General features: G+C 68.0%; 8 protein-coding genes. 2 read left to right on the forward strand and 6 right to left on the reverse strand.

What is annotated here, in order from left to right; genetic code table 11:
* Positions 1 to 166: 166 nt before the first annotated feature.
* A complete protein-coding gene (locus PPSIR1_RS15325) occupies positions 167 to 2,533 on the reverse strand; it encodes a translation initiation factor IF-2 (protein WP_006971995.1) in 2,367 nt (788 codons plus the stop codon).
* A 305-nt stretch (positions 2,534 to 2,838) separates the two neighbouring features.
* On the opposite strand from PPSIR1_RS15325, the gene preA reads away from it, so the two are divergent.
* A complete protein-coding gene (preA, locus tag PPSIR1_RS15330) occupies positions 2,839 to 3,939 on the forward strand; it encodes an NAD-dependent dihydropyrimidine dehydrogenase subunit PreA (protein ID WP_006971996.1) in 1,101 nt (366 codons plus the stop codon).
* Here preA and PPSIR1_RS15335 read toward each other — a convergent pair.
* From PPSIR1_RS15335 to speD, 4 genes are all read right to left on the reverse strand, one after another.
* The gene (locus PPSIR1_RS15335; protein WP_006971997.1) at positions 3,936 to 4,406 is read right to left on the reverse strand and encodes a hypothetical protein; all 471 of its coding nucleotides are present in this window, start codon (positions 4,404 to 4,406) and stop codon (positions 3,936 to 3,938) included. The genes preA and PPSIR1_RS15335 overlap by 4 nt on opposite strands.
* Before the next feature lie 72 nt (positions 4,407 to 4,478).
* Positions 4,479 to 5,048 carry a cytochrome P460 family protein gene (locus PPSIR1_RS15340; RefSeq protein WP_157595584.1) on the reverse strand — a complete coding sequence of 190 codons (570 nt, stop codon included), beginning with the start codon at positions 5,046 to 5,048 and terminating at the stop codon, positions 4,479 to 4,481.
* A gap of 355 nt (positions 5,049 to 5,403) precedes the next feature.
* On the reverse strand, positions 5,404 to 6,588 hold the full coding sequence (locus tag PPSIR1_RS15345) for a hypothetical protein (RefSeq protein ID WP_006971999.1): 1,185 nt from the start codon (positions 6,586 to 6,588) through the stop codon (positions 5,404 to 5,406).
* 184 nt (positions 6,589 to 6,772) lie between these two features.
* A complete protein-coding gene (speD, locus tag PPSIR1_RS15350) occupies positions 6,773 to 7,552 on the reverse strand; it encodes an adenosylmethionine decarboxylase (protein WP_045116065.1) in 780 nt (259 codons plus the stop codon).
* A gap of 178 nt (positions 7,553 to 7,730) precedes the next feature.
* Between speD and PPSIR1_RS15355 the strand changes: the two genes are divergently transcribed.
* Positions 7,731 to 10,802 (forward strand): hypothetical protein, encoded by a 3,072-nt coding sequence (locus PPSIR1_RS15355; protein WP_006972001.1) that lies wholly within the window; start codon positions 7,731 to 7,733, stop codon positions 10,800 to 10,802.
* Positions 10,803 to 10,872: 70 nt separating this feature from the next.
* Here the strand turns inward: PPSIR1_RS15355 and PPSIR1_RS15360 are convergent, their stop codons facing one another.
* Positions 10,873 to 12,303 carry a cytochrome c peroxidase gene (locus tag PPSIR1_RS15360; RefSeq protein ID WP_006972002.1) on the reverse strand — a complete coding sequence of 477 codons (1,431 nt, stop codon included), beginning with the start codon at positions 12,301 to 12,303 and terminating at the stop codon, positions 10,873 to 10,875.
* Positions 12,304 to 12,708: the final 405 nt, after the last annotated feature.

Below are 12,708 nucleotides of genomic sequence, written 5' to 3' on the forward strand. Positions count from 1 at the left end.
GATCCACAGCCGCCGCGAGCCGTCGGCGAGCTGACCTAGCAGCCAGGCCTGGAGCCCGAGCTCGGTCCAGATGTGCCGGAAAGAGCGGGCGATCCCCCGGTGCGCCTGGCCGCCGCAATCCAAAGAAGAGACCTTGCAAGTGAAGCGGCGCCCAGCGCCGCTTCATTTACAAGGTCGGCGCGATAGCCTCGAGCTCGAAGGCTTCCAACACGTCGCCTTCTTCGGCCAGGTTCGCGCCCGACAACAAGATGCCGCACTCCTGGTCCGTCCCGACCTCTTTGACGTCCCGGTTGACGATCCGCAGCGAGGCGAGCTTCGCATCCCCGACGCGCTCACCGTCCCGGACCACGCGCACGCCCGCGTTGCGGGTGATCTTCCCGGACACGACGCGGCAGCCACACACGACGCCCTGGGAGGTCGGGAACAGCTTGCGGACTTCGGCCTTGCCCAGGTCGTGCTCGACGTAGCTCGGCTGGAGCTGGGCGAGCATGAGGGCCTCGAGCTTGTCGCCGAGCTCGTAGATGACCTTGGAGGTCTGCAGCGGGATGCCCTCGGCCTCGGCCATGGCGGTGACCTTGCCGGGGCCCTTGACGCCGAAGCCGAAGATCGCGGGGGTGACGTTGCCGCCGGACTGGCGGGCCGTGGTCGCGAGCTTGATGTCGCCCTCGGTCACGGCGCCGACGCCCGCGGCGATGATCTTGGTCGAGACCTTCTCGCTGCGGATCTCGGCGAACACCTGCTCGACGGCCTCGAGCGAGCCCTGGACGTCGGCGCGGATGACCAGGGCGATGGTCGGGAGCTCGGCCCGGCGCTCGGCGGCGAGGCGCTCGGCGAAGCTCGGCGCGCCCGACTTGGCGTCGCGGCGACGCAGCTCTCGGCGGTGGCCGATGAGCTGCTTGGCGGCCTTTTCGTCCTCGACGACGTTGAAGGCGATGCCGACGGCGGGCGCCTCGTCGAGGCCAGCGACCTCGACGACGGTCGCGGGCCCGCTCGACTGCACGGTGACCTGCGCGGCGGGCTTGGCCTTCTTCTTGTCCTTCTTTTTGGGCTTGTCCTTCTTGGGCTTCTTCTTGGCCTTCTTGGCCTTCTTGCCCTCGCCCTCGCCCTCGCCCTCGACCTCGCCCTCGACGGGCAGGTCGCCGCTGGGGATCAGCGCGCTGACCCGGCCGCTGGACTCGCCGGCCACGACCACGTCCCCGCGGTTGAGGGTGCCGCTTTGAACGAGCAGGGTCGTGATCACCCCGCGGCCCTTGTCGATGCGCGACTCGAGCACGAGGCCGCTGGCTCGGCCCTCGGCGGTGGCGCGCAGCTCGAGGACCTCGCCGAGCAGGGCGATCTGCTCGAGCAGGTCGTCCACGCCGGCGCCGGTCTTGGCCGAGATCTGCACGAAGGGCACGTCGCCGCCGTAGGTCTCGGACAGGATCTGGTGCTCCATGAGCTGCCGCTCGACCTTGGCCGGGTCGGCGCTCGGGAGGTCGCACTTGTTGATCGCCACGACCACGGCGACCTCGGCCTTGCGGATCTGCTGGATGGCCTCGACGGTGGTCGGCATGACCCCGTCGTTGGCGGCGACGATGAGCACGACGATGTCGGTCAGCTGAGCGCCCCGCTCGCGCATGGCCGAGAACGCGGCGTGGCCAGGGGTGTCGACGAAGACCACGGGCCCGGCGTTGGTCTGGACCCGATAGGCGCCGACGTGCTGGGTGATGCCGCCGGCCTCACCCGCGGCGACCTCGGCCTTGCGCAAACGATCCAAGAGAGTCGTCTTGCCGTGGTCGACGTGGCCCATGACCGTGACCACGGGCGCCCGGGGCTCGCCCTCGAGCTCGCCCTCGCCGGCCTCGAGCAGCTCGGACTCGTGGAAGGACACGTCCTCGACGCGGTAGTCGAACTCGGCGGCGACGAGCTCGGCGGTCTCGAGGTCGATGGAGAAGTTGGGGTTGGCGTTGCGGATCCCCATGCCCCACAGGATGCGGACGACCTTGGGGGCCTTGACGCCCATCTGCTTGGCCAGCTCGCCGAGGGCGATGCTGCCGTCGACGCGGACGCGCTTTTTGTCCGCGCTCATCTCGGCCGTGCCGGCGCTCGAGGGCTTGCCCGAGCGACGCACGGGTCGGCCGTGGTGGGGGCGTCGGACCGAGCGGACCTCTCGGGCCTTGCGGGCGCTCGCCCGACCCTTGGGCTGATCCGGGCCGCCGCCGCCCTTGTCGATCACGATCTCGCGCTTGGGCCCGCCCGGCTTGCCGCGCCCTGGACCCCGCGAGCCGGGACCCCGGCCTCGACCACCGCCCGCGCCCGCCTTGGGCTTCGGCTTGGCCTTGGGCTTGATGTCGACGAAGCCGAGGATCTTGGGGCCGGCCCCCTTCGAGCCGACGATCACCCCGTCGGCGTCTCGGATCACGCGCCCGCCACCTGCGGAGGGCTTGTCCGCTTCGGCGGCGCCCTCCTTCCCATTGGACGCGTCGCCCTTGGCGCTCGCATCTCGCGGGGCCTTGGGTTCGGTGGGCTTGCGCTTCTTGGGGCCAGGAGACATGGCGATCAGTCGTGCTTCGATACGCGAACGCGAGGGGTCGATGCAAGGCCACAGCCCCCCACACCCCCCAAGAACGGCCAGATGGCCCCACTTTCCCGGTCCCTGGGGCCTCGCACGCCCGCGCCCGACCCGGGGACCGGCGCCCAAAGGCGTGTCTCAGCCCACACGCGGGGCCTCCCCGCGACCGCGGCGGATGGCTGTCCCGGGCCCTGGGGACCCGGCCGCGCCCCCTTCGGAGCCGGCCCTCGGCCCGAGCCGCGCCCATCCGCGCCCACCCACGGTGGGGGGCCTGATACTCTGGCTCCATGGCTGCCACGCTCAACGTCGTCGTCAACGGCATGGAGTTCGACAACCCCTTCCTGCTCGGCTCGGGCCCGCCCGGAACCAACGCGAAGGTGATCATGAAGTCCTTCGACCTGGGGTGGGGCGGCAACGTCTGCAAGACCATCAGCCTCGACCACAGCAAGGTCATCAACACCAACCCCCGCTACGCCAAGCTGCGCGATCCCCAGAACCACAAGCGGGTCATCGGTTTCGAGAACATCGAGCTGATCTCGGACCGACCCTTCGACGTGTGGCTCGAGGAGTTCCGCGAGATCAAAAAGCGCTACCCCAAGCACATCCTCGTGGCCTCGATCATGGAGGAGTACCGCAAGGAGGCGTGGCAGGAGATGGTCGAGCGCGTCCAGGCGACCGGCGTCGACGCCTTCGAGATGAACCTCAGCTGTCCCCACGGCCTGCCCGAGCGGCGCATGGGCGCGGCCATGGGCGGCGACCCGGAGATCGTCCGCGAGGTCGTGGGCTGGGTGAAGGAGGTCTCGACCATCCCCGTGTGGGCCAAGATGACCCCCAATGTCGGGGACGTGACCGCCTCGCCCAAGGCCGCCGTCGCGGCCGGGGCCGACGGCATCTCGGCGATCAACACGATCCTCTCGGTGATCGGCGTGGACCTCGACACCCTCAAGCCCATGCCCACGGTCGAGGGCTACACCACCCCCGGCGGCTACTCGGGCATGGCCGCGCGGCCCATCGCCCTGCGCCACGTCATGGAGATCGCCCGCGCCCTGCCCGAGACCACCATCTCCGGCATGGGCGGCATCTACTCCGGCGGCGACGCGGCCCAGTTCGTCGCCCTCGGCTCGCACACGGTGCAGGTCTGCACCGGGGCCATGCTCCAGGGCTACAAGGTCGTGTCCAAGCTCAAAGAGGAGCTCCTCGCCGTCCTCGAAAAGCACGGCATGTCCTCCCTCGAAGAGCTGCGCGGCAAGGCCCTGCCGCACTTCACCACCCACGCCGACCTCGTCGAGCGCCAGCAGGCCGCGAAGAAAGAGATCGGCCTGGGCCGGGACAACACCACCTGGCAGGGCGACATCGACAAAGAGACCGACTCGCTCACGGCCAACTAGGCCTCGACCGGCCGCGACCAGCTGGCGCTCTGCCGCGAGCTGTAGATCCTCCGACCTTCCTGGCGGAAGTCGTAGGTATAGGTGATGAAGATGCCTCCGCCGATGCGGCGGAGGCGTTCGATCTCCATGGTGCAGATCAGCGGCGGCCCCAGGGTGCCCATGCCGCGGTAGCGGGCCTGGTGGATGTTGGTGCCGAAGCCGACCCAGCCCTCGGACATGCGCAGGCCCAGGCTGCACACGGCGTGGATGTTGCCGAGGGTCCCGGTGATCTGAACCATGATGATGCCGGGGACGTGCTTGGGCTGCCCTGGCCACGGGCGCTGGGCGACGACGACGGGGTTGTCGACGAGGCGCTCGGTCTCACACACGGCGACGACGCGCTCCTCCCCGAGCTCGAGCAGGTCGTGCACGTACCACTGGTCGGGGGTGTACAGGCTCTCCTCGGCGAAGACCTCGGGCAGGGGCATGGGCGCCAAGCTACCCCGGACACAAAAAAACGCCCCCTGCGAAGGAGGCGTTTTTTGTGACGTCGATCAGGCTCAGGGGGTCTGCTGATCGGCCGGGATGCCGACGAGGTAGTCGGTGTCGGTCAGCGGCGAGTGACAGCCGATGCAACCCATGAGATCGGGGCCGCTGGCCTCGAGGTTGCTGCCGAGCAGGTCGCCCATGCCGAACCACCAGTCGTTGTTGTCGGAGTTGTAGCCCGCGGGGGCCTTGTACATCGCGGTCCCGCCGTTGGGGTTGCCCATGTCGTCGAGGTGCTCCTTGACCACGATGGTGCCCTCCGGGAAGGTCGTCGCCGTGCCCTCGGGATCGTCGGGGTTGATGGACTTGTACTGCGCGGCGTTGGCCGAGTTGACGTAGACGTTGACCATGATGCCGCCGCCAGCGTGGGCGCCGCTCTCGAAGGGCGCGGCGTTGATCAGCGTGAAGTTGTCCTGGTAGCCGGCGATCTCGGCGAGGACGGCCTCCTCGTCGACCTCGACGCCGCCCTCGGTCTCGGTGTCGCTCTGGTCGTCACCGGCGGTCTCGCCCACTTCCTCTTCGCCCTCGCCGTCGTCGGAGGGGCAGCCGGGGGCGACAACGAGCATGGAGGCCAGGAAGGTCATGGTGAGGGGGATTTGAAATTTGATGGTCATTGGGATGTCCGTGATCGAGGGGAGGGGGAGTTGCAAAACAAACGCCCTCAAACGCTAGACAGAGGGCGCCGTCGGCCAACGCCAGCTCATTTCGATTGTTTCGAGTTCTGGGACCTTTCCCACTTTTCCGCTCCCTTTTGATCGTTGGGCCACGCCCGAACCTCCCTCGACCCTCCCCCAACCCTCCCCCGATGGTTTGGTTCGAAACACGATCCAATGCGGCCATCAAGCGTCTGTCAGTGATTTTGAATGTAGTGTTCATATTCTCGTTTGATGATGGCGCGAGCGCATCGTTCGAGCGCGGAGCCTGCCCCACGTCCACGGCTCAGGGGTTGAGCTTGGGAAAGACGGGCATCTTCCCGGCGAAGCCGAACGCCTCGTAGTCGATGTGGGCCTTGCCGGGGCGGCGCTCGGGCTGGACGAAGAGGGTCAGATCGAGCTCGGCGCTCGCCGTCCCGAGCCCGCCGTTGCCGTGAACCACCGCGGTCTCGAGGGCCAGCGAGACGCAGGTCTGGGCCCGCTCGTCAAAGCTCGGCTCGCCCTCGAGGTCCAGGGACTCGAGCCGACCCTCGTCCCAGCTCAGCTCGACCCCGACGCGCTCGACCAGGGCCGCCCCGCGACCCAGCGCGTCCTCGTAGCAGCGCTCGATGCCCTGGCGCGCAGACTTCAGCAGCTCCCGCGCCGGCGCCACCGCCCGGCCGCCGCTCGCCTTGCGGGCGCGGTGGACCTGGCCGCGCACCAGCACCCGGGTGGGGTTGAAGTTCCCCGGGCCTTGCAGGCCACCGTTGACGAGGCTCGGGCCGAGGTCGCCGAGGTGCTGGAAGTATTGTTGGACTCGAGGGTCGTCCACCCTGGCCCAGGGCGTGGTCTCGACCTCGATGACCCGCACCGGCGCGTCATCGTTGTTCGGCTCGTGCGGCTTGGGGCGGCCGCGCTCGTAGAGCGCCTGGCTGGTCTGCTCGACGAGGACGGTGAGCCGGGCGTTGGCGTCGGGCGGGGGCTGACCCTCGCGGCGCAGGCCGAACTCGCCGAGCAAGGCGTAGATGGCCTCGCGCTCCGCCGGGGCGTCGGGGTAGGCGGCCTCGGGAAAGATCGCTTCGTGCTTGGCGAGGTAGGCCTCGAGCAGCGCCTCCCCCTGGTCGAGGGCCTGCTCGTCTTTGTGCGTGTCGTACACCCCGAGCAGAGACCAGGCCGCGTGCTGCACGAGCAGGTGACGCAGGTCGTCGCCGATGGGCTCCGCGGGCACCTTGGCGAAGGTCGCCGAGAAGGTCGCCGCCGCCTCGCGGTAGTGGCCGCCGTTGAATTGCTCGAGGCCCAGGGCGTAGCGCGCCGCGAGCTCTCGACCCAAGCCCGCGCCAAAGCCCGACGCCCCGGCGGACTTCGAGGAGGGCGCCTCGGCCTTGCCCTGGCGCGAGCCCTCCGTGCCAAAGGACGCGCTCGCACACGCCGCGCTGGCACCCACAGCTGCGACGAGGAAGAGGCGACCGAGCAGCGCGCGAGCTCCGAGCATGCCTACCCAAGCTCGCCCCGCCTCCGCGCTTACAGCCTACCGCGAGCTGAATCCACGCCCCCGCTCGCGGGGGCGACCACATGCCCCCGCGCAGGCACGAACTCCATTGCCCACCAGCCAAAGCGGAGGAGCGGAGGCGACGAAGCGCCCCCGGTCCCAAGCTGCTGCGGGGGCAAAGCAGCGCTCAATCGGGCAAGTTCCGGTAGATGCCGGACATCTCCCGGCGGATCTTCGCCAGCATGCCCTGGTTGTCCGGCGTGGTCGGGTCGGTCCCCGGCGCGAAGTACTCCGGGGCGTCGAGCTCGTTGCGGATCATCTTGGTCTGCCAGATGTTCTGCCCCGGCAGGGCCAGGTCCTCGCACTCGTAGTCGGCGAGGATCTTCGGGTCGATGAAGTCCTGGATCGAGCGCACGGTGTGGTCCATGTAGACCCGCTTGCCCTCGGTGTCTCGGGTGAACCCGCGCACGACGTAGTCGATGATCACCACGTCGTTCTCGAAGCTCTCGAACATGTAGTTGAGGGCCCGGAGCGGAACGATCGTGCCGCAGGTCGCGATGTCGATGTCGATGCGGAAGCTGCAGATGCCCCGGGGGTCTTGGACGTCCGGGTAGGTGTGGGCGCACAGGTGGCTCTTGGTCAGGTGCGCCCCGACGCTCGACACGACCTTGCCCGAAGCGTCGACCGTCTCCCCGTGGGCTAGGTCGCTCATCAACACCAGCGAGCTCGCGCCCCAGGGGTCGTAGTCCTGGGCCGACACGCTGAGCACCTCGGCGTCGATGATCCGGGCGATCTCCGACAAGATCGCGGTGATCCGCTCGGCGCTGAAGTGTTGGTGCAAGTAGGCGATGTAGCTGCTGCGCTCGCTCTCGGTTCGCGCCACGGCGAAGTCGTAGAGGTTGAAGCTCACGCACTTGGTGAGGTTGTTGAACCCTTCGAGTCGAATCGGTTCACTCGGGCGCGGCATGGCCGTGGATTGTCGTCCGCTGGCGATTTTTTGCAAGCAGAGCCTGCGGGATCCGCGACCGCCATCGCCACCATCATCGCCTTGGCTGAGACGAGTGAGCGAGCCCGCAAAGCTAGCCGACGCGGCGGCCGCGGCGAGAACGGGGGTGCGCTCGAAGTCCGTGCGATGATGCGCGGCAATGTCTTTGAGCTTGCTCGCTCTCGCCGAGGACGTCCCCAACTACGACGCGATCGCGCTCTCGCCCGGTGTGGGCTGGATGCTGCTGGCCGCCGTCACCTGCCTGAGCCTGTTCTTCATCGCGCACCGCGACAGCTGGCGCGAGCTCTTCCTGCGCCTCGACGATCCGCGCCCCATGGCGGCCATGCGGATCGCCTTCGGCTTTGTCGCCCTGTGCAACGTCAACGGCCTGTGGGAGCTCTACTCCTACCTGTTCACCGACGAGGGCCTGTTCCCCACCGACGTCGCCCAGCACTTCCGGGCGCGCGGGCAGTTCGCGGGCTTCGGAGACGGCGTGGCCGAGACCGACCCCTGGGGCTTCTTCTCGAGCGGCGCCGCGTGGGAGTGGATCAAGGGTCCCAACTGGTCGCTGCTGCTCTTCGACAGCTCCCCGACCTTCTTTTGGACCTACTGGGTGGTCTTGCAGGTCGCGATGCTGTGCCTGATCTTTGGCTTCCAGACCAAGTGGATCAAGTGGATCGCGTGGTTCCTCTACATGGGGCTGATCCTGCGCAACACGCTATTTTGGGAGGCCACGGAGAACGTCTATCGGGTGTTCTTCCTCTACCTGTGCCTGTCCCGCTGCGGCGAGGCGTGGAGCGTCGACAACTGGCTGCGGTGTCGGAGGCTGCGCAAGCGAGGGCGGCTGAGCGAGCCCGGCAAGCCCGGTGAAGGCGCGGGCGCGATCGTCGAGGGCAAGGTCTACGAGCCCATCTACCGGCGCATCCCCGGGTGGCCGCGGATGCTGGTGATCCTCAACGTGGCGACGCTCTACTGCGCCACCGGCACCCTCAAGAACGGGCCCATTTGGAACCAGGGCCACGCCTTTTACTACTCCTTCAACCTCGACCACTTCTACCGCCTGCCGCCCCAGCAGCTGTCGGCGCTGTTCGGCACCACCTTGTTCCGGCTCAACACCTGGGTCGTGCACTGGTGGGAGGCGCTGTTCCCCGTGATGGTCCTGGCGATGATCGTGCGCTGGTACCGACGCGAGCAGCGACCGCGCCTCGAGGGCGCGCGGCTGTGGCTCGCCCGCCTCGGCCTGGGCGGCTTCGTCGCGTGCTTCTACGCGATCATCCTGTACAGCTACCCGGTCCACTACAAGGTCCCCAAGAACGGCCTGAAGGCCCTCGGCTTCATCGAGATCCCCCCCGAGCGCGCGCTGCTCACGGTCCAGCTCATCGTCGCCGCCGTCATCCCGCTCGCGGCGCTGATCGTCGTCGCCGGCTTCCGGGCCCTGCGTCGACGCGCGGACACCCCCCGGGCCGAGCGCGGCGCCTTGCCCTGGCTCGACCTCGAGTGGGTGTGCCGGTGGATCCTCGGCCGCCGGGTCTGGCTGTTGCTCGGGATGATCTTCCACGGCCACCTGATCCTGACCATGAACATCGGGTGGTTCTCGCCGGGCTTGCTGGCCTGCTACTTCGCCTTCCTCAACGGCGAGGAGCTGGCCATGCTGCTGACCAAGATCGGCGAGGCCTTCCACCGGTGGTTCCGCCTGCCCGTGCCCAAGCACGTCGCCGAGGGCCGGTGGCGCCCCGCCGCCGACCCCCGCTTCCCCCGGCGCCTGCGCTGGCGCGGCGCCAACGCGGGCGCGCCCGTAGACGACCCGGACCTCGGCGCGGGCAAGTCGATCCGCGACGGCTTCCGGCTCCCCGACAAGGTCCTGTTCACCTGCCTGGGCGTGATCCTCATCGGCGTGCTCGCCCGGGTCTACACCAACGAGGACATCTGGCGGAGCATCGCGCGGGAGGTCCGGCGGGCCAAGATCACCGTGCCCGCGGGGCTGCTCGACCAGGACACCATCCTCAACCCGAACTGGTTCGTGGCCATGGCCGCCGTGATCGCGATCGTGGTCATGGTCATGCGCGTCCGCGCCAAGCGGGACTTCAACGCCTACTTCATCCCGGTGCTGCTGATGGCCGTCGGCGGCGTCGCCTGGCTCGCCGCGGCCGACAAGACCCACGTCGCCTGGGGCCTGCCGATCTGCGGCCTGCTCGCCTTCCTGGCCTGCCGCGGGCCCCTCGACGACGCCGACGAGGCCGAGTCCGCGCGCCTCGCCAGCGCCAAGCCGTGGGCCTACGGACCCGTCGGGCGCACGGTGATCATCTTCCTGACCACCTATCACATCAGCGCCGTGGCCACGACGCAGTTCCCCGACAAGGACTCGTGGTCGACCTTCCGCCGACCGATCAACGAGACCTACAAGCACTGGCTGCGGACCTCGCAGACCACCCAGGGCTGGGGCATGTTCGCGCCCAACCCTCCGCGGCGGAACGTCTTCCTGCGCGCCATCGTCGTCGACCAAGAGGGCGAGCGCTGGGACCTCAACACCGACGTCTACGCCTGCTTCGCCCCGGACGCCACGGACGAGATCTGCGACTCCGTCTACCCGATCCCGTGGATCTGGTACTCGCGCCAGCGCAAGATGAACCGGCGCATCGCGGGCAGCGAGGGCGGCAAGGGCTCTTGGTACCAAAAGTGGCACGCCCGCTACCTGTGCCGGAAGTGGGAGCTCGAGCACGACGGCGTGCTGCCCCAGCGCGTCGAGCTCTACAAGATCCACTATCCGATCCCCGCGCCCGACAAGGTGTTCATGAACGCCTACGACCCGAAGACCCAGTACAACCGCTTCGGGAACCACAAGAAGATCCACACCACGAACTGCCTGACCGCGCCCCTGGCCCAGTCCACCAACGAGGTCCGCGCTCGCTACGGCTTCGAGCCCCGAGAGGAGAAGGACATCCACCTGTGGAGCAAGCACCGCTGCCGCAAGTGGGAGGAGAAGTTGATCGAGGAGGCGCGCGCGGCTGGTGCGGAGGTCGACGTCCTCGACCCGCGCTTCGACGTGTGCCCGGGCGAGCCCAAGGAGGTCGAGCGCGCGCGCAAGGCCCTCGAGGGCGAGGCGACCCCCGCCGAAGGCAAGGCCGCCAAGGCCGAAGCCAAGCGCGTGGGCGGGAAGGCCAGGCCCAAGCTCGAGCCACGGCTCGAGCAAAAGCCCAAACCAGAGTTCACGCCGCGCGCGAAGGCTGGCTGAGCTTCGGCTCCACCAAAAACGAGAGGCTCCGTCGCGCAGACGGAGCCTCTCTCGTTGCGAAGCGCCGGCTCTAGAGGATCTCGAGGTAGGCCACGAGGTCGGCCTTCTCCTGATCCGAGAGCGACTCGCCCGGGAAGAAGTTCGGCTGCGCCGTCGGGAACAGCGGCGGGAAGAAGCCGCCGGGGATCGCCGGCAAGATCGCCCGGCTGTAGAGGTCGACGACCTCCTCGAGGGTGTCGAGGGTGTTGTCGTGGAAGTAGGGCGCGGTGTCGGCGATGCCGCGCAGCTGCGGCATGTCGAAGCCCTCGAAGTCCGAAGGGTTGCCCGTGATCAACGCGCGCCCCGGGTCCGTGGTGAACGGGATCGGCCCGCCGGCGATGCCCGCGATCGGCACGCCCTGCTCGTCGACGCCGGGCAGCCCGAACTCGTCGAACACGGGCAGCGGCGGCAGGTCGGTCCACTGCTCGGTCCGCTCGTCGTCGTAGTAGAAGCGGAAGCGGTAGGCCGGGAAGTCGGCCGTGATGTTGTCCGGCACCGGCTCGAACGCCGCCCCGACCTGGGCGAGCACCGTGGCCGCGGTGATCCCCAGGAACACGAACTCGTCGCACCCACCGGGGAAGGGGTCGAAGGTCAAGGTCGCGCCCTCGAGGAAGGGGTCGAAGTAGTCGTTGCCGTTGAGGTCCGTGAAGGTCCGGTTGAGGTTGCCGTCCGGCCGCGGGTTGAAGCACAGCGCGTCGTGGATGTCCCGGTCGGTGATGATCGTCTGGGTCGCGGTGCCGTGGCAGCCTGCGCACGCGAAGTCGAACACCTGCTTGCCCGCGCTCTGCTCCGGGGTCAGCGAGGCCAGGTAGTCCGGATCGTTCTCCGGGATCGGGATGTCCTCGGCCGCGACCCCCGCCGCGAGCTGCTCGGCCACGAACTGCGCCCGGTCAGAGCTGAACTGGGCTTTTTGGAAGGCCGCGATCTGCTCGAGGGTCTTTGCCTTGGTGCTCTTGGTCCGCTCGGCGTGGAGGTTGATCGCGCCCAGGGCCTGCTCCTCGAGGGTCGCCGCGCGGCCGTCGTAGAGCAGCGGCCCCGCGCTCGCCACGTTGAGCACCGAAGGTACGGCGCGCCAGACCTCGATGACGCGATCGGGCGGCGTGACCACGTTGCCCCCGAAGTCGATGACGTCCATGTTGTCGGGCAGCGGGATCAGCACCCGGGCGAGGCCGTGGGACAGGTTGTTGAAGGTCGGGTTGTCGGTCCCGCGGACGTCCGCGTCGAAGTCGACGAAGAGCGGGTTGTCGGGGTCGTTCGCCAAGAGCTCGTCGACGTGCTCCGGGCTCAGCCCGAAGGCATCCTCCGCGACGTGGCAGTCCGAGCAGGCGCGATCGTTTGACTTGGAGAAGCGCTTGTTGAACTTCTTCTCGCCCTTGGCGACGAGCTTGTCGTTCTTCTCGTCATCGTCGTCGTCGTCGTCGGATCGAAACTCTGCACTGTCCTCAATTGGAGGCGGCTCCATGCAACCGGTGAATGCCAACAGTCCAGCTGCGTAGAGTGCTCGAACGTACGTTTTTTCAGACATCGTGACTACCCTTCCTACATCTAAAGATGAACACCCCGTAATGGTCATCACCCATAAAGATCCTACAATACGAACAGGGCAAAGGGAAGAACGTGTTCAATTTTTTAACAGTAAGCCTGTTCAACACTATTACTCGCGCCAGGTCGCTACCGCCCGTCCTCAAAGCCTTTCGCGGTCAACGCGTGGCTATTTGGACAGTCTCGTTCATTTGCGCGCGTGTTTCCATTCCTGCGGCGATTGCACTCAGCCCACCCCGGGAGCGGGCCAATGGGCTGTAATGAGTCAGATCTACTTGCTCTTCCAGATCTACAGGTCGCTCTGGCTAGTGAGCGCTCTGGGTTT

The sequence above is a fragment of the Plesiocystis pacifica SIR-1 genome, from assembly GCF_000170895.1.
In the GTDB taxonomy this organism is placed as follows: domain Bacteria; phylum Myxococcota_A; class Polyangia; order Nannocystales; family Nannocystaceae; genus Plesiocystis; species Plesiocystis pacifica.

Coding starts and splice junctions, on each gene's coding strand:
- PPSIR1_RS15325 (WP_006971995.1), bottom strand. CDS start 2,533: ATGTCTCCTGGCCCCAAGAAGCGCAAGCCCACCGAACCCAAGGCCCCG.
- preA (WP_006971996.1), top strand. CDS start 2,839: ATGGCTGCCACGCTCAACGTCGTCGTCAACGGCATGGAGTTCGACAAC.
- PPSIR1_RS15335 (WP_006971997.1), bottom strand. CDS start 4,406: ATGCCCCTGCCCGAGGTCTTCGCCGAGGAGAGCCTGTACACCCCCGAC.
- PPSIR1_RS15340 (WP_157595584.1), bottom strand. CDS start 5,048: ATGACCTTCCTGGCCTCCATGCTCGTTGTCGCCCCCGGCTGCCCCTCC.
- PPSIR1_RS15345 (WP_006971999.1), bottom strand. CDS start 6,588: ATGCTCGGAGCTCGCGCGCTGCTCGGTCGCCTCTTCCTCGTCGCAGCT.
- speD (WP_045116065.1), bottom strand. CDS start 7,552: ATGCCGCGCCCGAGTGAACCGATTCGACTCGAAGGGTTCAACAACCTC.
- PPSIR1_RS15355 (WP_006972001.1), top strand. CDS start 7,731: ATGTCTTTGAGCTTGCTCGCTCTCGCCGAGGACGTCCCCAACTACGAC.
- PPSIR1_RS15360 (WP_006972002.1), bottom strand. CDS start 12,303: ATGGAGCCGCCTCCAATTGAGGACAGTGCAGAGTTTCGATCCGACGAC.